This is a genomic window from Parabacteroides bouchesdurhonensis, from assembly GCF_900186615.1.
Lineage (GTDB): Bacteria > Bacteroidota > Bacteroidia > Bacteroidales > Tannerellaceae > Parabacteroides > Parabacteroides bouchesdurhonensis.
This window is the reverse complement of record NZ_LT896588.1, coordinates 2,347,439-2,369,279: the sequence shown is the minus strand read 5'-3', so window position 1 is coordinate 2,369,279 and position 21,841 is coordinate 2,347,439. Positions and strand designations below refer to the sequence as shown.

Sequence of the window (21,841 nt, the reverse complement as noted above, 5' to 3'; positions counted from 1 at the left end):
AATATCATCCGGTCCTGAGATTTTAAATCCAACAAATCCATAATTGTAAAACCTAAAATCTATACAAATGTATGATAAATTTCATTCGTAAGAGTTCATTATGCGCTCTTTATTCAAAATTTAATAGAATAATGAAGTTAACTTGTCTTTTTTTAATGATTGGAATAAGTTTCTGTATGGCAAACAAAAGCTATTCGCAATCAACTCTACTTACAATAAAGGCAAAAAACATGGCAGTAAAAGACGTTTTCAAAGAAATAGAAAAAAACAGTGAATTCATGATCTTTTTTTACGAAGGCGTACTAGATCCCAATAAAAAAGTAAATGCAGATTTTGAGAATCAGACAGTAGATAAAATACTTGACAAATTATTTGAAGGAACAAATAATACCTATACTGTAGATGATAAACAAATTTACATTTCTCGTAAAAATACAATGATGCCAGGACGGCAACAATCTGGCCCGGAGAAAGAGATAATAGGTAAGGTATTGGACGATATGGATTCTCCTCTACCCGGAGTGAATGTATTGGTATCTGGCTCTTCCCGTGGTGTTATCACTGATTTGGACGGAACATTTACCATTAGAGTGAAGCCAAGCGATAAACTGGAAGTTTCTTTTCTTGGTCTGGAAACTCAGATAGTAGCTGTAGGCAATAATACTAATTTGGTTATCAAACTTAAACCAAAATCCAATGAATTGGACGAAATAACTGTTGTCGCATTTGGTAAACAAAAAAAGGAAAGTGTAGTTGGTGCAATCAGTACCGTATCCCTAAGTGACTTAAGAGTGCCGGTTGGACAAATAAGCAATAGTTTAGCCGGACAAATGGCAGGGATTGTTGCAGTACAGCGTTCCGGAGAACCAGGAGCCGGCTCCGATTTTTGGATTCGTGGTATCAGTACATTTGGTCCAAATACCAAGCCTTTAGTATTAGTTGATGGTATTGAACGTTCTCTAGACTTGGTTGACACTGAGGATATAGAAACATTTTCTATTCTAAAGGATGCAACAGCAACAGCTTTGTATGGTGTACGCGGAGCAAACGGTGTCATTTTAGTAACAACGCGTCGTGGTAAAGAGGGTAAGCCCAATGTCAGTGCCCGAGTTGAATATGGAATACTGGCTCCTACCAAAATGCCCAAAATGGCAAATGCCGAACAATTTATGAATGTGTATAATGAAGTATATGCTGATGATAACCACGGTAACATATATTATACTCCCGAAACAATCCAGAAATACTTATCAGGAGAAGACCCCGATTTATACCCGAATGTAAATTGGTTGGAGGAAATGTATAAAGATATAACCACCAATCAACGTATAAATTTAAATATATCCGGCGGAGGTAAAATGGTTCGTTACTATGTAGGAGGTTCTATTTATCGGGAAAATGGTATTTTCAATGCCAATAGTAATGAAGAATATAACCCTTCCATGTATTATACAAAATATAATTTCCGCTCTAACATTGATATAGACCTGACATCAAGTACAGTTGTTAATATTAATTTGTCTACACAATATGATAACAAAAATCAGCCACATGCTGATGATAATGATGGCACAAGCAAAATCTGGTCGAGCTCATTTACCTTAATACCAATAGCATTCCCTCAAATGTATTCGGATGGAACTCTGGCGGCGGCAAAATCTGTAGTAAACCCGTACAATCTACTAAATAAAACGGGATATCAACAGATATTCCATAATAATGCACAGGCTTTAATCGGAATAACCCAAGATATAGGTAAACTATGGTCTCCATTAGAAGGATTAAGTGCAAATATCAAGTTTTCATGGGATGCGGTACATTCCAGTACAATTAAACGAACAAAGAGTCCTAATACCTATTTTGCAACAGGACGTGACTCTGAGGGGAACTTAGAATACACAACCGTTTCCGAAGGATCAGATTATCTGTCATTGAGCAACGTAAATTCAGGTTCAAGAACCACCTATCTAGAAGCATCTGCAACCTATAGCCGTGTATTCAATGATATACATCGTGTAGGTGGATTATTCTTATTCTATCAGCGTGAAAAACTTGATGAATTTCCAGGAAGTTATGAAAACGCATTGCCTTACAGGAATCAAGGAATTGCAGCTCGTGTAACTTATGGTTTTAAAGATACCTATTTCTTCGAAAGCAATATAGGATATAATGGGTCTGAAAACTTTGCACCAGGTCATCGTTTCGGTTTATTCCCCTCTGCAGCTATTGGTTACTTAATCAGTAATGAGAAATTTTTCAAACCAATACTTCCTGTAGTTTCCATGTTAAAATTTAAAGCATCTTATGGTTTAGCAGGTAATGACCAAATTTCAGAAACGAAACGATTTGCCTTTAATGCAACTATGCAAAATCATGGATCATTTAATTGGGGTGAAAGCGGCGGAACTTCTTACACTGGTTTATCTGTAGGCTATCCGGGAAATAATAATGTAGGCTGGGAAGAAGCAAAAAAACTAAATATAGGAGCGGAAATAGAGTTTTTTAATTCTTTAAAAATACAAGCAGACTATTTCAATGAAAGACGAAACGGCATATTTGTAGAACGAGCCAGTGTTCCTTCTATCGTGGGTGTTATGGTAAATCCATACCTTAATCTCGGACAGATGAAAAACCAGGGAGTAGAATTTTCAGTAGAATATCATAAACGTATAGGAGAAGTCGATTTATCCGGTAGAGCAAACTTTACATTCAGCCGGAATATCAAATTATATGATGACGCTCCTGCACCTAAATATGATTATATGAATCCTATAGGCAAACCTTTGCGCAATAATAATCGTTTTGTGCTCGTGAGTGCAGGGTATTTTAAAGATGAAGAAGATATAGCCAACAGCCCAGTACAACAATATGGCGAAGTTCGTCCCGGTGACCGCAAATTCAAAGATATCAATGGAGATGGCATAGTCAATGACTATGATAGAGTAGCTATGGGATATACAGATCTTCCCGAAATAAACTACGGTTTCGGTTTAAGTGCCGTATGGAAAAGTTTCGACATCTCTGTATTTTTCCAGGGAGTTGGCAATACGACAGGAGTGATGGATGGTAATCCTATAAATGGTTTTGAAAGTGATCTTTTTTTAACATCCAACTTATATGAAGACTTGGCATTGAACCACTGGTCGTTGGCAAACCCAGACCCTGATGCAAAATATCCACGTCTATCATCAAGTCGTAACGAAAACAATAAACAGCTTTGTACGGGTAAACTATATAATGCAAGTTTTCTACGTTTAAAAAATGCAGAAATTGGTTATACCTTACCCAAATCAATCTTAAAAAAGATGCACATGAAAAATTGCCGTTTTTATTTACAGGGAGTTAATTTATTAACATTTGCTCCATTTAAATTATGGGATCCTGAAATAACAAATAGCCAAGGTGCAACCTATCCAAATATGCGAACTGTAAGTCTAGGTTTAAACGTTAATTTCTAAAAGCATATGAAAAAGAATATATTAAAAATATCTATATTGTGTAGTCTATTGTCAGTTTTTACTTCATGTAATGATTATCTGACATATAACTTTGGAGATCAGCTAACTATTGATGAAGCTTTTAGTAAAAGAGGAACGGTAGAACGCTATTTTGCCAATGTCTATAGCTATTTACCTAATTTTGAAGACCGACAAGTATCTGAATTCAGTGCGATGGGTAGTATGATTCCATTATCGGATGAAGCATATTGTTCATGGACAGCATGGGTTAATTATTTAACTTACAATCAAGGTTCTTACAACCCATCAACAAATTCATACAACATTTGGCCATACAGTTACCAAGGTATCAACCAATGTACAACATTCATGAATCATATTAATGAATGTCCGGATTCTGAAATTTCAGCTGCCAACAAAAAAATCATGAAAGAAGAAGCTCGCTTTGTACGGGCATATTGCTATTTCAATCTGGTTAAATGGTTTGGTCCGGTATATATTTGGGGAGATCAGGATGCAGACATGTCTATCCGACCGGAAGAAGTAGATCGTCATCCATTGGATAAGTGCATCAACTTTATTGTTGAAGAGTTAGACAAATGTATAGAAGTACTTCCTTTAACAATCACAGATGCGTCATGGTATGGTCGGGCAACTAAAGGGGCAGCTATGGCCTTAAAAGCTCGTTTATTATTATATGCTGCAAGTCCACTTTTCAATGGTTGTGATTACTATAAAGACGTAGTTAATAAAGATGGAGAATATTTATTTCCTCAGTCGTATGATCCCAATAAATGGGAAGTTGCAGCAAAAGCTTCTAAAGAAATCATTGATTTAGGTCTTTATAATTTATACAAGAGCAATGAAGGTTCCAGCACATTAGACAAAGCAATCAAATCATACCAAGGTATTTTCTTCTCCCATTGGAACGAAGAAATCATCTTCGGACGTTATGTTGGTTCTTGGGATTGGATCCACAATGCAAATCCGGCAATTTTAACAAAGGAAGGTCAAACAGGTTATTGCCCATCTTTAAAATTAGTAGATACCTATCCTATGGAAGAATCAGGACGTTTCCCGATTACAGGATATCAAAGTGATGGCACGCCGATCATTGATTCTAAATCCGGGTATTCAGATGAAGGTTTTGTTGAAAACTTCATTCATCCATGCGACGGTCTCCCAATTAAAGCACATAATAGCGTTGTCGGACGTGATGCTCGCTTTTATGCTTCGGTAGTTTGGAGTGGTATGAATTGGATATATCAATTCGATAAAGAAAATATTCAGAAAATTACATTCCATATAGGTGGAACTTGTGGGTATCAAAACTCTACTGGTTACTATACTAAAGTAGGATACCTATGGAGAAGACAAACAGATCCAACTTATGATACTCAGTCCGGCAAATGGCCGTATTATACTTGGCCTTATTTCCGCTTGGGAGAAGTCTATTTAAACTACGCAGAAGCTTGCAATGAGAAACCAAATCGTGAAGAAGCAGAAGCATTAAAGTATATCAATCTTATTCGTGAGCGTAGCGGATTAAATAAACTGGAAGAAGCTTATCCTGAAGTAAAAGGTAATCAAGAACTTCTCCGTGAATTAATACGTAAAGAACGGATGGTAGAATTAGCTTTTGAAGGAGGAGGATTTCGTTTTTGGGATGTACATCGCTGGATGATTGCCGAAAAAGAATTTGATCAGCCAATCATTTACGGACGTAATGTTGCTGCAACGAATTTTGAAGATTCCTGGAAACGTACAGGTGAAATTTGTCGCCCACAAGCATTCCCGAAAAAATACTATTTATTCCCTATCAGTCAGGATCAACTGAATGAAATGAAGAATATGACACAAAACAAGGGTTGGTAATCCGTTTTCAAATGAAGACAAATAAATAGAGTTAATTATGAAACATATTATAAAATACATATTTTGCCTTGGATTATTGGTAAACATACTGACAAGTTGTGAAGATACTCGTTTGGATGGTATGGTAGATGATAAAACATATCTATTGACATCCGGTTTCCAAGAATTAAAAATATATAACTTCGGTTCAGTCACTTATAAATTTGCAATTTATAAAAGTGGTATAGGTTCAAGTGAAGCACATCTGACCTTTAAGGCAGATGAAGAAACTTTAGCAGAATACAATCAAGCAAATAATACCGATTATAAGTTATTACCGTCTGATATGTATTCCATGCCCACCAATTGTACGATTGCGAAGGAAGAAGAACGTATTTATGTGGAGGTTAATTTCGACACACAGAAGATCATGGATTTGCAAGGTAAAAAACAGTCCAGCTATATCATTCCAATTAAAATGATATCTAATAACGGGATAGAAATAGAGCCGGAAAAAAACATGATTATTTTAGCTCCTATTATAAACCAACCTTGTCTGGTTTTTGAAACATCCGGTTTAAATATGGAATCTGTAGAAGTTTCTGCTAAGGGAGGAAACGAAACCTTCACAACAAAAGTGATTACGAACTATGAGAACAATGAAGAACTCACGTTCTCTGTTGAAGTAGATCCGTCCATGATGGAAAACTATACGGGTTTTGCACAAATAGCACCTAGTGAAAGTTACTCTTTAGAATCTTCCGATTTTACAATTCCTGCCGGAAGTAATGAGAAAGAAATTTCTATTGAATTAAAGAAAAGCATTTTCCAAGAAAGTAAAATGTGCGGTACATTTGTCATTCCTTTACGTATTAAAAGCGTGTCCCAATATTATCTTGATGATGAAGAAAGTATCCAGTTCTACAAATTCACAATTCTCCCGGATGAATTATCCAGAACAGGATGGAAAGTAATAGACTGGAATTCGTGTATTGATATGGATGAAGAAGGTAAAGAGTACGGACGAACACCAGATAAGATGCTCGACGGAGATGAAACCACCTTCTGGGCAGCAAAATGGTTTCCTCCATATGTGCCAATGCCTTATTTCTTCATCTTTGACATGGGAGCAGAACATCAGATTTCCCGCTTAGCGATAGTGAAGCCTGGAGGTTCCGGTAACGAATGGAGAGGTTTGGAAAAAGCCGGTTATTTTGAATACAGTCTAGATAATACTACTTGGAAAAAGTTATCCGACTGGGTAATGGAATCCAATGAACCACGTACTCATTTCTATGATATTCCTTCTGTAAAAGCCCGCTATATTCGTCTGGTAATCACTGAAGCATTCGAATATGGAGGTGGAGCAGGAAAAGGTCCACAAGATGGTGCTTTAATGGATATAGCAGAATTCAAAGTTTGGGGATACTAATTTTATTTTGTTCAATTATATTTGCATGAGGAATATTCCTCATGCAAATATATCATTATGAAAGTTCAAATGAAACTAACAATTTCTTTATTATTATGTTTTGCTTGTCTGGCTGGCGGATGTCAGATGAAAGAAGAGAAAAAGGCTGAGAAAGATGTAAAACCGAAATACCTCTGGTTCGATGCAGAAGCTAATTTCGAACGTTTCTCCAGCAAAGATTCCATTTGTTATTATTTAGATAAAACGAAAGAAACAGGTTTTAACCACATAGTTGTAGATGTACGCCCTATCTATGGTCAAGTACTTTATAAGAAAACAACGACTATGCAACCTTTAACCCAAATCAACGGGAAAACAATTGTCCGGGATTGGGACTATTTACAGTTCTTTATTGATGAAGCAAAAAAACGGGACCTGAAAGTGATCGTATCCACGACTTTCTTTCCTGCCGGAAATCCTGTTACCAGAGAAGGATTGGTGTATCAAGATAGCAATTGGTCGTCAAAAACGACCCGGCAATGGACACCTGATGGGTTCAAAGACATCAAAGATGATAAAACAAAAGTTGCAGCATTCTTAAATCCATCATTACCGGAAGTACAAGATTATGTTTTGACTTTCGTTCGGGAAATCGTATCCAATTACGATATAGACGGCTATGCGCTGGATTATTGCCGTTATCCGGATGTACAGTCCGACTTTTCCAAAATCACAAGAAAGCAATTTGAAGACTACATTGGTCAACAAATAGAAAGCTTTCCCGAAGATATATTTCACTGGGAAAATGGAGAACGGATAGATGGTCCGTTGGCAAAGAAATGGTTTGAATTCCGTTCCAAAACCATTCACGACTTCATTAAAAGAACTCGCGATGAAATTAAAAGTATTAAACCAAACGTATTAGTAGAATTATGGTCTCCCTCATGGTATGGAGCATTATATCAAAACGGACAAAATTGGGCAAGCCCTCAATATGATCCGTCAACAGAATATAACTGGGCAAGTACTGATTATTATAAAACAGGTTTTGCAGATCTGTTGGATGTTTTCTTACTGGGAACTTATCTAAATATAGTATATGGCATAGATGAACCCGAATCAATTGAATACGGTATTGCCCGTGGTAAAAGAGTAACAAAAAATGATTGTAACCTATTCGGCACAATTCAAGGAACAATGAATAATAAAGATTTATCTGATGCAGTATACGTATGTTTAACACAATCCGACGGAGTAATGGTATTTGATATTACTCACATTATCGAACGTGGAACATGGGAAGATCTAAAGAATGGCATCGATAGAGCAGAATCTGAAAACAACAGATAGAATTACAATTGAAACAATAAAAATAAAAAAATACAATCTGTGTATAGATCAGAATTCGTGGACAATTGTCCACGAAGCGTTTGTAACGCTTCGGTTATATGTTGATTAACCGTATACAACGAAATACCTAATTGGGAAGCTATCTCTTTATGAGATAGCTTCTCTTCTCTACTCATAATAAAGATACGCTGTTGTTGTGGAGTCAGTGTACCAAGCATCCGTCTGAAAAGATTTTCAAAATCCAGTTCTATTACCGGATTAACCTCTTCGTAAGAATAATCCATTGCATTTTGTAATAACGCCTCTTTCAAACGGATTTCATTATCTATGTTTTTTAACTGGTTAAATATTTTGTTACGTACAGTTGTAAAAAGATATGATTCTATTGATTGATCTGCATCCAAAGATTTCCGATTAAGCCAAATAGAGATAAAGGCCTCCTGTACTATATCTTCGGCCAAAACTTCAGATTTAATAAAGCGAATAGCAAAATAGATCAGTCGGCTTTTATATGTAGTATATAATTCACAAAATAGACGCTCGTCATTATCAATAGAACCATCTTTGAAAATAATATTCATAATAGTAGTACGGTTTTACTACACAAATATAAAAAAGAACTAGTTAAATCAACCTTTACTTTTTCCATTTAACACATCCTATTTTAATCCGCCGGATATACTATTCCCAACTGATGACGCACTTCATCTATTATTTCCATTGTGGTCAATGAATTATCAAGACTGTTAATTTCCGATTCATGACGACCGGATAATATAACATCTATAAATTCAGCCACCTCATAATAATATTCATCCTTTTCAGCTTTCACACTGATATCTTCCGGTTCTGGCACTGGACCACGACCCGAAGAAGCTGCCAAACGTGGAGTATAGGTTACATTGCCGATAATATTAACACGGTCAAGAGTTATATTGCCATCCTCACCTTGTATCTCTGTTGGTAAAGAAGAATTTGCGATCTTAGAATACAGCACTGTTGCATTCATACCGTCATATAAAAAATTAATGGCACCTTGCCCATCTGCTCCTGACGACAATACAATACCGGTAGCATCTATTTTCTTCGGACGGCCAAACAAAACTACCATCGGGTAAATAGTATATACACCAATATCCATAATTGCCCCATTGGAAAGTTCAGGATTGAAAGCATTCAATACTATACCTTCTTTAAACTTATCATAACGAGACGAATACTGGCAATAACATGAAAAATAACGGCGTATTACTCCTATCCTTTCCAAATTCTTTCGTACAGAAAGAAAGTTTGGCGTAAGTGTCGGCTTCATGGCTTCCATTAGAACCACATTATATTTACGGGAAGCCTCTATCATCATTCTCGCTTCCCTGGCATTAGAAGCTATCGGCTTTTCACATAAAACATGCTTTCCATGTTGCATGCAAAGAATACTTTGGGAAGCGTGCAAAAAATTCGGAGAAGCAATGTAAACCGCGTCTATCAAAGAGCTTTTAGCCATTTCCTCCAAAGAAGTAAATGTATAAGGGATCTGATACTTGGCAGCAAACGCGTCTGCCGTTTCTTGAGTACGAGAATAAACAGCAACTAATTCAAAACGTTCGTCTTGGCATGCACCGGCAAGCACCCAATCCGTGATAAAATTAGTTCCAACTACGCCAAAGCGTATTTTCTGAATGTATTGTTGATTCATAATGTATTAATGTAAAATTAGAATATTATCTTTTATTTCCAGCTCTGGGACGTATGACACGCTGTTTAAAGTAAGGCAATACGGAACAGCATCTTCCAAATGATTCACTTTCAAACGTTGCATATGGTCCGTTTGCTCCATATACGAAAGAAGATCGTTTTGATGCCGCTTCCACATATCCAACGCTATAGCTGCCGCATCACTCCCTGTCTGATATAAATTCGTTCTTATCAGTAAATCAACCAAAGCTCCACCAAAAGTAGTATCTTCTATATTGATTTTATCTTGCCAACCGGAACAAAGTACCACAACATTCCGGTTATGAATCAAACAATAATCAACAACAGCCTGCAAATTCACAAAAGCTCCGGTCACCACTCTGTATGCATTCCTGGCTATAGTAATAGACTTTGTACCATTGGTCGTTGTAAAGATGATATCCTGTCCCGATACCTTTTCAGAAGTATAATCAAAAGGTGAATTTCCAAAATCAGCAAAGTCACAACGTTTCACATTACGCTCTGCTCCTACCAGCCAGCCTTGTGCCTTATAATCTTGGGCTTCCTCTATTGTCGCTACCGGACGAATGGTTCGCACGCCATTCTGAAAAGCAGCAGCCATCGTTGTAGTTGCCCTAAAAACATCCACAACAACTACTATAGAGTCCGGATCATGATAGACTGGATATAATGCAGGAGAAAAACATACATCTATCTTCATATTTACGTATTTATTTACGACAAAAATAGCAGATTATTTGAACTTTTTCCGACTATTCGTGTTTAATCTATACAATTTAAAACCGTTTTAAAACTAAATCTTATGAAGAGAATTGTAAGTTACATTGTCGTTCTAGCCGTATCTATGTGCGGAATGACTCAAATGAAGGCTCAGAAAGCAGTAACCAAAGAAGCCAAGAAAGTAGAAAGAGAAGTAAAGAAACAAGAAAGGTTGGCCCAAGATGCCATCCAAGATGCAGAACAGTTTAATCAAGCAGTACAAGCACTCAATAATCAGTCTTTTGTATTGGAAGCAAATAGCATACAGCCGATGAACGGCCAGGTATTCTATGTAAACTCCGGCACAAATTTCGTTTCATTGAACAATGGACAAGCTATGGTTCAAATTGCCTCAACCTTTAATCCCAATCCCGGCCCTAACGGATTAGGAGGTATCACCGTACAAGGTATGGCATCCAATATACAAACGAAACAAGATAAAGAAGGTAATATGTATTTAAGCATGAGTGTTATGGGTACATTTATTTCAGCAACCGTAAACTTGGTTCTTTACAATGATTCCAACAGAGCTTCGGTTACTATAGACCCTAACTTCTCCGGTAGAAATCTGACAATGACAGGAACATTGGTTCCTTATTCAGATTCAAACATTTTTCAAGGTACGACCTATTAACATGTCCAACTTTTCTATAATAAGGAAGGCGGTGCTCCGTGAGGAACATCGCCTTCTGCTCTTATAAAAACAGATCATTAATTCATGTGGATTTATTTACGGAAAGGCGCTTTTACAACCTGAGCTTTCAAGTTCCTGTTACGCACTTTAATAAAGATTTCCGTACCGGCCTTAGCAAATTCAGGTTTCACATACCCCATACCAATGCCTTTCTTTAAAACCGGAGACATAGTTCCCGAAGTTACTGCACCTATCACATTATCGTCAGCATCTACTATTTCATATCCATGGCGGGGAATACCTTTATCTATCAGTTCAAAAGCACAAAGTTTACGAGTTACGCCTTCTTTTTTCTGCCGTTCCAATTCAGCACGGTTCGTAAAGTTCTTTCCGTCGGCGAACTTGGTAATCCATCCTAAACCGGCTTCAATAGGAGAAGTTGTATCATCCAGATCATTGCCATACAAGCAGAAGCCCATTTCCAAACGTAAAGTATCACGCGCACCTAAGCCTATCGGTTTAATTCCTTCCGGTTTGCCTGCTTCAAAAATTGCATTCCAAATGGTCATGGCATCACTCAGATAGAAATATAACTCAAAACCTCCGGCACCGGTATAGCCGGTATTGGAAATAATCACATTCTTACAACCTGCAAATTCCCCTACAACAAATGAATAATAAGGAATGGAAGATAAATCCACCGGAGTAAGGCGTTGTAATACTTCGGTAGCTTTAGGCCCTTGAATAGCCAACTGACCCGTACGATCTGATGAGTTTTCCAGTTCAGCACCAACTGTATTATGACTAACACACCAATCCCAATCTTTCGCTATATTCCCTGCATTTACAACTAGCAGATATTTTTCGGGTTCATAATGATAGACCAACAGGTCATCAACAATACCACCTTTATCATTAGGGAAACAAGTATATTGAGCTTTACCCAGTGGTAACGTAGATGCGTCATTAGATGTTACACTTTGAATAAAAGCCAAAGCATTCGGGCCTTTTACCCAAAATTCGCCCATATGAGAAACATCAAACACACCAACACTGTTCACAACAGTCATATGTTCATCAATAATACCGGAATACTCTATAGGCATGTTGTAACCGGCAAATTCATGCATCTTAGCACCGAGTGCAATATGCACGTCGGTAAACGGAGTTGTTTTCATACTATTTCTTTATTTAAGATTTCTGAGCTGTCAGCTCTGCTATTTTTACTATCGTTTCCATACTCTTTTCCAACGAATGGACAGGTAAGAATTCATAACGTCCATGGAAGTTCAACCCGCCGGCAAAAATATTAGGGCAAGGCAATCCCATAAAAGAAAGACGTGCTCCATCCGTACCTCCCCGTATAGGTTTAACTAACGGAATAACGCCTATGGCTGTCATAGCTTCAAAAGCAATGTCCACGATGAACCTTTTCGGTTCAACCACCTCACGCATATTATAATACTGATCCCGTAATTCCAAAGTAGTACTACCCGGGTGCATCTCGTTCATACGTTCAACCAAAGCATGCAAATCTCTTTTCTTCTGTTCAAATAGAGAGCGGGTATGATCTCGGATGATGTAGGATAAGGAAGCGTTTTCAACAGAACCACTCATTCCGGTAAGATGGAAAAAACCTTCATAGCCTTCCGTCTGTTCAGGACGCTGTGACGCAGGCAACCAGGAAGCGAACTCGGCAGCCAGCAAGCAAGCATTCAACATCTTATTCTTAGCATATCCCGGATGAACATTCAGTCCTTTAAACAATACTTTAGCACCTGCTGCATTGAAATTCTCATATTCCAGTTCTCCAATCTGTCCGCCGTCAATCGTATAAGCCCATTCACAGCCGAACTTATCTACGTCAAAATGATCTGCTCCCTGCCCTATTTCTTCATCAGGAGTAAACGCTATACGTATTTTTCCGTGCTTTATTTCGGGATGATCTTTTAGGTATTTCACAGCAGAGATAATTGCTGCAACACCGGCTTTATCATCTGCACCCAATAAAGTCTTGCCGTTGGTTACAATAATATCTTGCCCCTTATAATCATTAAGTTCAGGAAACATCGACGTAGAAAGTACTATATTATCCTCTTCAGATAATACAATATCGCCTCCTTTATAATTTACAATACGAGGTTGCACATCCTTGCCGGACATATCCGGGCTAGTATCCAGATGAGCGATAAAACCGATTGTCGGAATATGTGCAGTAGTGTTCGCCGGAAGCGTGGCCATCAGATAACTGTTGTTATCCAGGGTAATATCTTCCAGCCCTATTTCTTCCAATTCTTTTACTAATGCTTGTGCAAATACGCGTTGCCCGGATGTACTTGGCGTTGTACCCGTTTCCTCGCTTGATTGTGTATCGAAGGTAACGTACTTTAGAAATCTGTCTACCAAATTCATAACCTATATCTTTTAGTTTTTTTGTTCTTTAATGCTATAAAGATAGGAAAATATCTTCAACCATCAAAAACAGCCAGATCCGTTATAGCAATGTGTACAAACACATTCTTTCGGCAGACCGATCGCTTCAATAAGATCTTCTACCGTATTAAACCGAAGGGTAGTAATATTTAATTTCTTACGAATACATTCAACCAGCTTGTTATATTCTTCGGATCCTGTTGCAGCATACTTCTCCAGGTTCTTACTATCATCGCCTTCCAATTCTTTTATAATACGGCGGGCTATTAATTCAAGATCAGATTTAGAGGCCGAAAAACCTAAAAACGGACACGAAAATAAGATAGGAGGACATCCGATACGCATGTGCACTTCTTTTGCTCCATATCCATATAAGATATTAACGTTATCTCGTAGTTGAGTACCGCGAACAATTGAATCATCACAAAAAATAACGCGTTTATCACGTAATAAAGTCCTGTTTGGTATCAATTTCATTTTGGCTACCAGATCACGAACAGCCTGATTGGACGGTGTAAAGCTACGAGGCCAGGTAGGCGTATATTTCACTATTGCACGACGATAAGGAATGCCTTTGCCTTCGGAATAGCCCAGAGCCATACCGATACCCGAATCGGGGATACCGGATACATAATCGGCATCAACCTTGTCTTTCTTAGCCATTGCCATACCACTTGCATAACGGGCGGCATCTACATTTACACCTTCATATTCAGAAACAGGATAACCATAATAAACCCAAAGGAAAGAGCAAACCTGCATCTTTTTATTAGGTTTACGAAGCTGTTCTATCTTATCTGCCGTAAGCATTACAACTTCGCCCGGTCCTACATTATACTCCAGTTCAAATCCAAGGTTCGGGAAACTGCTAGGTTCACTGGAAGCAGCAATAGCTCCGTCTTTCTTACCTATTAATAGAGGAGTTCGGCCGTACTTGTCACGAGCAGCAATAATACCATTTTCGGTAAGAATCAGCATGGAGCATGATCCTTTTATCTTCTCATGTACAATTTCAACACCTTCTACAAAAGTTCTCCCCTCCGAAATAAGCAATGATATTAATTCCGTTTGATTAATTTTACCTGAACTTAATTCGGAAAAATGACGTCCTTTTTCCAGCAACTCCTGCTCCAGCTCATCCAAGTTATTCACTTTTGCAACTGTCACAACAGCATATTTGCCCAAATGAGAGTTTATGAAAATTGGCTGCGGGTCTGTATCACTGATTATACCGATACCAGAGTTTCCTTTAAATTTATCTAATTCACTTTCAAACCGTGTACGGAAATATGAATTTTCCAGGTTATGAATTGAACGTTGAAAAACACCTTCGTGAAGCGTAGCCATACCGCCCCTGCGGGTTCCTAAATGAGAATTATAGTCCGTGCCATAAAATAAGTCTGTAGCACAAGCCGATTTAGAAATAGTGCCAAAAAAACCTCCCATCGTCTGTTCTGTTATTGATTTTTGTTTGAGAACACAAATGTACGAGATTATTTAGGAATAGTCCAAATGAGAACAGGTAAAAGTACGTAACTATTTAAAGATACTTTCTGCAAGGAAAACTATAGAATCCATTTCCTCCGCTTTACGATACATTTTAGTTGTTTTCTCCCGACATTCTAATCGGATCACGGCTGTGATTCATATAAATCACTTCTGTGATCTGATTGGATCACCCGTGTGATCTATATGAATCACAGCCGTGATCCGATTAGTTTATCAGGAAAAAAGGGCTTATACTAGCAAAGGTCTATCTCTATTCGTTTAATTCTTAAAATGAAATTATCAGATTTTCTTATTCTGCCAGGCCGCCTTTCTCAAATAAATAGTACTTGATAGCAACAGGCCTACATAATAGATTACCTCTGTAAGGAAACAAATGGCTACCGGCAAGTGCAAACGCATTCCTGCGATATATATAAAAAGGGCATAGAAAAACAAGGTAACAAGTTCCATGTATAAGGCCGCTTTTGTATTGCCCGTACCTGTCACTCCGCTAAATGCGATATTGGCAACCGCCGATATCAATAATGCGCCTGCTATTACATATACGGAGGGTATTGAAGCTTCCACCAATAGTCTGTCATTCGTATAAACGGAAATGACTTCGGAGGGAAACAAACAAAGAACCAAAACAAACACTGCCATTATGCCCACAGACCAATAAGTAATACGGCGAATAATAGACAGTACCTGATCAACATGCCCCGCTCCAATACTATTGCTGACAAATGTATTTGTCGCCATTGACAATGAGTTGACAGGGATCAGCATGACAACATAGATACTTCGTACGATATTAGCAACGGCTAATTGGCGCTGTCCCAAATGTTCAACAGCAATAAAAAGCATAAAGTAAGTAGTCAATGAAACAAAATACTGCAACATTGTAAAAATCGAGATACTTAATACGCGCTTCAATAGATTAATATCGAAGGTGCGAAAATGATTCAGCGCATATTTTTCCTTATCTACCGTAATACGCGTATAAATAACATAAAACAGGATTGATACTCCTTCAGCAATTACCGATGCCAATGCAGCTCCCTGAATACCCATCTCCGGGAAACCGGCATGACCGAATATCAGGAGATAATCCAACAATATATTTGTAACTGCCATCACAAAGGCATTTAACGTTAACACCTTTGTACGGGTTATACCAATAAACAAAGCACGAAACATCACACCTACAAACGTAAAGAAGAAGCCAAACACGCGCCAGTCAAGAAACTCCATTGTAGCTTGCCAAATATCATCCGATGAAATAAGCAAGCGCATAATATCTCCGGCAAAAAGACGTGAGAAGGTGAACAAAACAGCAGCCAGCATCAGTAAAAAGAACACGCCTTGTATCATCACCGGACCTACCGCTGCGTAGTTTTGTTCTCCATTTCGGCGGGCAATCATGATTTGCGACCCAGTACTGAACCCGAATGCAATCGTAAAGATGCAGATGTAATATAATCCACCCATAGCGGAAGCACCTAACTCCATCTCGCCTACTCGTCCAAGAAAAGCAGTGTCTGTTACATTGATGATATTTTGTGCCAGAAGTCCGAGAAATATCGGATAGCTAACATTCCATATTTGCTTGTTTGAATACATAAATGATCTTTTTAGTAATAAATAGCTTTAGAAAAAAATAAAAAGAGCCCGCCGGATACCGGCGAGCTCTTTTCTTATTCAATATATACAGCTTTATATTGCTTGCGATGCTACACCAGTTTATTTGTCGCCGTATCAGGAAATACAACCGCCGGTTTAAACGTTTTAGCTTCCTCAAAATCCATCATGGCATATGACATGATAATAATAACATCTCCGGGTTGTACCTTGCGAGCTGCCGCACCATTCAGACAGATTACGCCAGAGCCACGTTCCCCTTTGATAATGTACGTTTCAAAACGTTCACCGTTGTTGTTATTAACGATAGAAACCTTTTCATTCGGTATCAGGTTAGCAGCATCCAGAAGATCTTCATCTACCGTAATACTCCCGATATAGTTCAGATTGGCTTCCGTAACCGTTACGCGGTGAATCTTTGATTTAACTACCTCTATAAACATTGTACTGAATTATGAGTTATAAGTTATAAATGTATGAATCAGAGAGATTATAGAACGAACAGGCTTCATATAGCCCATATTAAAATTTGTATTTCTTATTTATACCTGATGTTATCAATAAGGCGAACTTCTCCACAGTAAACGGTAATACAACCAACTATGTAATCCGCATCCGACCAGTCATTAATAGATTCCAATGTGTTGCCATCTACTATTTCGTAATATTCGACCTCCATATCAGAGTCCTTATTTATCGTATTAACAACATAATCGATAACTTCTCTCACATTCTTATCCGGTGCAAAGGTAGTACTTTCTTTTAACGTACGTGCAATAAGCGGTGCCTTTTGACGCAGTTCGGGAGTTAAACGAGTATTACGGCTACTCAACGCCAATCCATCTGCCTCACGAACGATAGGACAGGCATTAATCTTCACAGGTATATTCAACTGTTTCACCATAGCACGGATAACAGCAATCTGTTGGAAATCTTTTTCCCCGAAATAAGCGTTGTCCGGCTCTACGGCATAAAACAATTTACTTACGATTTGGGCCACGCCGTTAAAATGTCCCGGACGCTTTGCCCCTTCCATTACCTGCGATACGGTTCCGAAATCGAAAGTGCGTGTATCAGGTTCAGGATACATCTCTTCCGCAGTTGGAGCAAATACGTATTTACACCCTGTAGGCTCCAATAAGGCACAGTCTTTTTCAAGCGTGCGAGGATAAGTCTCCAAATCGTGTTTATCGTTGAATTGCGTGGGATTTACAAAAATACTCACCACACAAACATCATTTTCTTTTACACAATGTTTCACCAAACTAAGGTGACCTTCATGCAATGCTCCCATTGTAGGAACAAAGCCAATCAGCTTGTTTTCTTGCTTTTCAAGGGCAAGATTCTGTTTCAATTCTTTAATACTGTTTACTATTTTCATCTTATAGATGCTTAATGACGGTGCAAAGCAAGTAAATAATTACCGTAAATGAAAGAATTTTATTATCTTTGTAGCGTCTTTATAAAACTAACTTACAGAATGGATGCAAAAAAAATCTTGTTTATAGCCCAAGAAATCACGCCTTACCTTCCCGAATCAGAGATTGCTACAATATGCAGAAATCTACCGCAAGGCATTCAGGAACATGGTCGCGAAATCAGGACATTCATGCCTAAATTTGGAAACATTAACGAACGACGCAATCAATTACATGAAGTTATCCGTTTATCGGGCATGAATCTTATCATTGATGACACCGATCATCCTCTGATTATCAAGGTTGCTTCCATTCAATCGGCTCGAATGCAGGTATATTTTATTGACAATGAGGATTTCTTCCAACGGAAAGCGACAGTTGTCGACGATAACGGCAAAGAATTTGAGGATAACGACGATCGATCCATTTTCTATGTACGTGGAGTATTGGAAACGGTGAAGAAACTTCGATGGATACCGAATATTATCCATTGCCACGGGTGGATGTCTGCTTTAACTGCATTATACATCAAACGAATGTATGCCGATGATCCTTGTTTACGTAATGCAAAAATTGTGTACTCCATATACAATGATGACTTTAAAACTCCGTTTAGAAAAGAGTTTGCCAATAAGTTAAAAATGGACGGTGCCAAAGAAAGCGATGTGAAGTTATTAAAGACAGATACAAGCTTCACCGGTTTAACAAAACTGGCTATAGATTTTGCCGACGGGGTGATACAAGGCAGTGAAACGATTAATCAGGATGTGATGGATTACATTGCAACAAAAAAAGAAATACCATTCCTACCTTACCAATCACCAGAAACATATATTGACAAATTCAATGAGTTCTATGATGTGGTATTGGATTCCAATAAGAAATAAATAACAACAAAATGAAATTCAACCTGTTTATACTCGGACTTTGCTTGGGAGCTAGTATTCTGGGCGGGTGTAATGATGATTTGAGCTTGGTAGGATCAACCATCCAACCAGAAGGAGACAGACCGATAGTATATAATGATACTTTTCAACTAAAGGCATCGACCATACAAATGGATTCCATTTATGCAAAGACAGAATACGGTTTGTTGGGAGAAATATACGATCCGCTTTATGGAAATTTAAAAAGCGATTATATTTGCCAGTTCTATTGCCCGGATGATTATCAGTTTAAACACAAACCGCTTGATGGGATGATAGATTCTGTAGACTTCAGAATTAAATACAGCGCAAGTTCATGGATTGGTGACTCATTAGCACCTATGCGTGCTGAAATATATCAGGTAACTTCGCCCTTGAAGGATAACTACTACACGAATATAGACCCTAAAGATTACTGCAATATGCAAATATCATTAGGTGCACAAACGTATACGGCATTCGACCCGAGTATTTCGGATTCTCTACGAGAAAATGCATTGGATGTAGACAATGCAAAAGCTTATCCAAGCGTTGTTATTCGCATGCCGAAAGAATTAGGACAGAAGTTTTACGAAGAAACAATCAATAATCCGGAGACTTTCAAGAATCAGGATTCGTTTAATAAATTCTTCCCCGGCCTGTATGTCACCAACACATACGGAACAGGTAATATTTTATTTGTAGACCGTTCGTCTTTCACAATCTACTACCGTTATATAGTAACAGGTAGCGCAGGGCAGGATTCTATTGTAAAAGGGTATGAGCGTTTTAATGTTACTAAAGAGGTTATTCAGCTCAACCGTTTTAAAAACACGGATATGACAGAGTTGTTAAAGCCGAATGATAGCTATACATATATAAAAAGCCCGGCAGGCGTTTGTACTCAAATTGTACTTCCGGCTAAAGAAATCGTATCGGTTGTAAAGAACCGGATTTTGACAAACTTGCCTCTTACAATGAAGGCTATGCCTCAACCTGATTGGCAATATGCTTTAAATCCGCCGCCATACCTGTTATTACTGCCTCAGGATTCTGTAAAGGGTTTCTTTGAGAAGAATCAAGTCGAAAATAATAAAACATCATTTTTATCCACACAATATAGTTCTTCAACACGTTCATACACGTTTGGGAATATTTCCAATATTCTGCAATATCAAATTGATAATGCTCCGGATAAAGACCTTGTCTTGGTAGCAATACCTGTCAATCGGGAAACCTCTCAAGGTACATATTATCAAGACCCTTACACAATTTCTCTGAGCAATTACCTGGCTCCTGCCGGTGTTCAATTGAGAAAAGACGAAGAAGTAACTGAAATTATTGTTACATCATGTGTATTTAATAACTGACAAAAGACAAATATAACTTCATAAAAAAAGGCGGATCTCTTTTGATCCGCCTTTTTAGTATTATCAATCATTTTATTTTTCTACAGGTTTCTTTGCTGCTTTCTTTTTATACTTATCAAGCTCTTTCTGTAAGGTTTCAATTTCTTCACCCTGATTCTTAATAGTAGTAAGCAAAGAGTTCAATTCTTCATTTTCTATATTTTCCGGGAACTCGGCATTCACGCGGACAATAAAGTCAGACAATACATTCATATAATTGTTGAATGCATCATATGGATTATCATACGGGCTGAAACTGCCACGTCCCATATGTTTTGTACTCATATAATAGAAATGATCACTGCTCTGCAGGTAATACCAATCCTGACGGATACGGCGTGGCTCACATAAACGTACACGTTCTCCAATTTCATTAATCTTCCTGAAAGCTTCTTGCTGCAAAACATTTCCCAACCAGGAACTACAATCTCTTTCTTCGTCCACCCATGACATTGGGTATGGAACAGAAATTGAATCTACAGGTTTCATTAATGTAAAGATTTCCGACGGAGTAGAGAATCGTATGCCTTTTTCCTCAGCAAAGCGAGGTAAAGCCTTAAAGAAATCAAAAATACCGGTTGCTGCCGGATGCAAAGAACCAAGAACTTCATAATTCATAAACAGATTGATAATCTGCTCTGATTCCGGTGTAGCAGCAATCCATGACATATATTTGTCAGCGGTAAGCGGATATTCATTCCAACTGTAATCACTGAAACGATCGGACAAATCTTCGCTAAAACGGTCATTCTTCAATAACAAGCTTAATTTCGGAGCTTCACAAGATGAATACATATAATTCGGACTCTTCCATCCTAATATATGTTTAGCACCCTCCGTTAACATACCCTTATATCCCATTTCATATACCATAGTGGATATTTCGTCGGAATAGATAAGTTCTGTATTACGGAAGACTTTCGGTTTTACACCAAACAATGTTTTAATTTTATCTTCCTGTTTCTTCACCTGATGTTTAAACTCTTCCGGATCTCCCAAAGATGATAAAGAATGTGCATAGGTTTCCGATAAGAACTCAACATTCCCTGTAGCAGCCAATTCCTTAAAACTGTCAATTACCTCAGGAGTGTAAATCTCCATTTGCTCCAATGCAATACCGGAGATAGAAAATGCCACTTTAAACTTACCGCCACTGGTTTTAATCATTTCCATGATCGTACGATTAGCCGGCAAATAACATTGCTCCGCTATACGACGAATAATTTCTTCATTCTGAAAATCATCGTAGTAATAATGATCATTCCCAATATCAAAGAAACGATACCTTTTTAAACGGAATGGCTGATGTATCTGAAAATAAAAGCAGATCGTTTTCATAATATTATTTGTTTTACTTTGTCTTGTCGT

17 protein-coding genes are annotated in these 21,841 nt (G+C 37.9%); 7 read left to right on the top strand and 10 right to left on the bottom strand.

Annotated elements, in window-relative coordinates:
• Window positions 1-230 precede the first annotated feature (230 nt).
• From C1721_RS10255 to C1721_RS10240, 4 genes are all read left to right on the top strand, one after another.
• Window positions 231-3,458, top strand: coding sequence for a TonB-dependent receptor (locus tag C1721_RS10255; protein WP_234347411.1), 3,228 nt, complete (start codon window positions 231-233; stop codon window positions 3,456-3,458).
• A 6-nt stretch (window positions 3,459-3,464) separates the two neighbouring features.
• The gene (locus C1721_RS10250) at window positions 3,465-5,333 is read left to right on the top strand and encodes a RagB/SusD family nutrient uptake outer membrane protein (protein ID WP_102408252.1); all 1,869 of its coding nucleotides are present in this window, start codon (window positions 3,465-3,467) and stop codon (window positions 5,331-5,333) included.
• A gap of 37 nt (window positions 5,334-5,370) precedes the next feature.
• Window positions 5,371-6,744, top strand: coding sequence for a BT_3987 domain-containing protein (locus C1721_RS10245; protein WP_102408251.1), 1,374 nt, complete (start codon window positions 5,371-5,373; stop codon window positions 6,742-6,744).
• A gap of 69 nt (window positions 6,745-6,813) precedes the next feature.
• The gene (locus C1721_RS10240; RefSeq protein WP_102409404.1) at window positions 6,814-8,073 is read left to right on the top strand and encodes a family 10 glycosylhydrolase; all 1,260 of its coding nucleotides are present in this window, start codon (window positions 6,814-6,816) and stop codon (window positions 8,071-8,073) included.
• 2 nt (window positions 8,074-8,075) lie between these two features.
• Here C1721_RS10240 and C1721_RS10235 read toward each other — a convergent pair whose 3' ends face one another.
• From C1721_RS10235 to C1721_RS10225, 3 genes are all read right to left on the bottom strand, one after another.
• A complete protein-coding gene (locus C1721_RS10235; RefSeq protein WP_102408250.1) occupies window positions 8,076-8,654 on the bottom strand; it encodes an RNA polymerase sigma-70 factor in 579 nt (192 codons plus the stop codon).
• An 83-nt stretch (window positions 8,655-8,737) separates the two neighbouring features.
• Window positions 8,738-9,766, bottom strand: coding sequence for a Gfo/Idh/MocA family protein (locus tag C1721_RS10230; protein ID WP_102408249.1), 1,029 nt, complete (start codon window positions 9,764-9,766; stop codon window positions 8,738-8,740).
• Window positions 9,767-9,772: 6 nt separating this feature from the next.
• Window positions 9,773-10,486, bottom strand: a complete 714-nt coding sequence (locus C1721_RS10225; protein ID WP_102408248.1) for a 2-phosphosulfolactate phosphatase — start codon at window positions 10,484-10,486, stop codon at window positions 9,773-9,775.
• Between the two features lie 102 nt (window positions 10,487-10,588).
• Between C1721_RS10225 and C1721_RS10220 the strand changes: the two genes are divergently transcribed.
• Window positions 10,589-11,179, top strand: a complete 591-nt coding sequence (locus C1721_RS10220) for a DUF4251 domain-containing protein (RefSeq protein WP_102408247.1) — start codon at window positions 10,589-10,591, stop codon at window positions 11,177-11,179.
• A gap of 92 nt (window positions 11,180-11,271) precedes the next feature.
• Here C1721_RS10220 and gcvT read toward each other — a convergent pair whose 3' ends face one another.
• The 6 genes from gcvT to panC form a co-directional block, all read right to left on the bottom strand.
• A complete protein-coding gene (gene gcvT, locus C1721_RS10215) occupies window positions 11,272-12,357 on the bottom strand; it encodes a glycine cleavage system aminomethyltransferase GcvT (RefSeq protein ID WP_102408246.1) in 1,086 nt (361 codons plus the stop codon).
• A 13-nt stretch (window positions 12,358-12,370) separates the two neighbouring features.
• Window positions 12,371-13,591, bottom strand: coding sequence for a peptidase T (pepT, locus tag C1721_RS10210; RefSeq protein ID WP_102408245.1), 1,221 nt, complete (start codon window positions 13,589-13,591; stop codon window positions 12,371-12,373).
• Between the two features lie 63 nt (window positions 13,592-13,654).
• Window positions 13,655-15,058, bottom strand: coding sequence for an amidophosphoribosyltransferase (locus tag C1721_RS10205; RefSeq protein WP_102408244.1), 1,404 nt, complete (start codon window positions 15,056-15,058; stop codon window positions 13,655-13,657).
• Between the two features lie 342 nt (window positions 15,059-15,400).
• Complete coding sequence (locus C1721_RS10200; RefSeq protein WP_102408243.1) at window positions 15,401-16,723, bottom strand: MATE family efflux transporter; 1,323 nt, start codon at window positions 16,721-16,723, stop codon at window positions 15,401-15,403.
• 110 nt (window positions 16,724-16,833) lie between these two features.
• The gene (panD, locus tag C1721_RS10195; RefSeq protein ID WP_102408242.1) at window positions 16,834-17,184 is read right to left on the bottom strand and encodes an aspartate 1-decarboxylase; all 351 of its coding nucleotides are present in this window, start codon (window positions 17,182-17,184) and stop codon (window positions 16,834-16,836) included.
• 95 nt (window positions 17,185-17,279) lie between these two features.
• On the bottom strand, window positions 17,280-18,122 hold the full coding sequence (gene panC / locus C1721_RS10190; protein ID WP_102408241.1) for a pantoate--beta-alanine ligase: 843 nt from the start codon (window positions 18,120-18,122) through the stop codon (window positions 17,280-17,282).
• Between the two features lie 99 nt (window positions 18,123-18,221).
• Here panC and C1721_RS10185 point away from each other — a divergent pair, with 99 nt between their 5' ends.
• Together C1721_RS10185 and C1721_RS10180 are read left to right on the top strand one after the other, a co-directional pair.
• Window positions 18,222-19,046, top strand: a complete 825-nt coding sequence (locus tag C1721_RS10185; protein ID WP_102408240.1) for a glycogen/starch synthase — start codon at window positions 18,222-18,224, stop codon at window positions 19,044-19,046.
• A gap of 11 nt (window positions 19,047-19,057) precedes the next feature.
• Entirely contained in the window at window positions 19,058-20,434 is a 1,377-nt protein-coding gene (locus tag C1721_RS10180) for a DUF4270 domain-containing protein (protein ID WP_102408239.1), read from the top strand.
• A gap of 72 nt (window positions 20,435-20,506) precedes the next feature.
• Here the strand turns inward: C1721_RS10180 and C1721_RS10175 are convergent, their stop codons facing one another.
• Window positions 20,507-21,811 (bottom strand): glycoside hydrolase family 57 protein, encoded by a 1,305-nt coding sequence (locus C1721_RS10175; protein WP_102408238.1) that lies wholly within the window; start codon window positions 21,809-21,811, stop codon window positions 20,507-20,509.
• Window positions 21,812-21,841: the final 30 nt, after the last annotated feature.

What these genes read in the sequence shown, in the direction of transcription:
- C1721_RS10255 (WP_234347411.1), top strand. Translation starts at nt 231, where the DNA reads ATGGCAGTAAAAGACGTTTTCAAAGAAATAGAAAAAAACAGTGAATTC.
- C1721_RS10250 (WP_102408252.1), top strand. Translation starts at nt 3,465, where the DNA reads ATGAAAAAGAATATATTAAAAATATCTATATTGTGTAGTCTATTGTCA.
- C1721_RS10245 (WP_102408251.1), top strand. Translation starts at nt 5,371, where the DNA reads ATGAAACATATTATAAAATACATATTTTGCCTTGGATTATTGGTAAAC.
- C1721_RS10240 (WP_102409404.1), top strand. Translation starts at nt 6,814, where the DNA reads ATGAAACTAACAATTTCTTTATTATTATGTTTTGCTTGTCTGGCTGGC.
- C1721_RS10235 (WP_102408250.1), bottom strand. Translation starts at nt 8,654, where the DNA reads ATGAATATTATTTTCAAAGATGGTTCTATTGATAATGACGAGCGTCTA.
- C1721_RS10230 (WP_102408249.1), bottom strand. Translation starts at nt 9,766, where the DNA reads ATGAATCAACAATACATTCAGAAAATACGCTTTGGCGTAGTTGGAACT.
- C1721_RS10225 (WP_102408248.1), bottom strand. Translation starts at nt 10,486, where the DNA reads ATGAAGATAGATGTATGTTTTTCTCCTGCATTATATCCAGTCTATCAT.
- C1721_RS10220 (WP_102408247.1), top strand. Translation starts at nt 10,589, where the DNA reads ATGAAGAGAATTGTAAGTTACATTGTCGTTCTAGCCGTATCTATGTGC.
- gcvT (WP_102408246.1), bottom strand. Translation starts at nt 12,357, where the DNA reads ATGAAAACAACTCCGTTTACCGACGTGCATATTGCACTCGGTGCTAAG.
- pepT (WP_102408245.1), bottom strand. Translation starts at nt 13,591, where the DNA reads ATGAATTTGGTAGACAGATTTCTAAAGTACGTTACCTTCGATACACAA.
- C1721_RS10205 (WP_102408244.1), bottom strand. Translation starts at nt 15,058, where the DNA reads ATGGGAGGTTTTTTTGGCACTATTTCTAAATCGGCTTGTGCTACAGAC.
- C1721_RS10200 (WP_102408243.1), bottom strand. Translation starts at nt 16,723, where the DNA reads ATGTATTCAAACAAGCAAATATGGAATGTTAGCTATCCGATATTTCTC.
- panD (WP_102408242.1), bottom strand. Translation starts at nt 17,184, where the DNA reads ATGTTTATAGAGGTAGTTAAATCAAAGATTCACCGCGTAACGGTTACG.
- panC (WP_102408241.1), bottom strand. Translation starts at nt 18,122, where the DNA reads ATGAAAATAGTAAACAGTATTAAAGAATTGAAACAGAATCTTGCCCTT.
- C1721_RS10185 (WP_102408240.1), top strand. Translation starts at nt 18,222, where the DNA reads ATGGATGCAAAAAAAATCTTGTTTATAGCCCAAGAAATCACGCCTTAC.
- C1721_RS10180 (WP_102408239.1), top strand. Translation starts at nt 19,058, where the DNA reads ATGAAATTCAACCTGTTTATACTCGGACTTTGCTTGGGAGCTAGTATT.
- C1721_RS10175 (WP_102408238.1), bottom strand. Translation starts at nt 21,811, where the DNA reads ATGAAAACGATCTGCTTTTATTTTCAGATACATCAGCCATTCCGTTTA.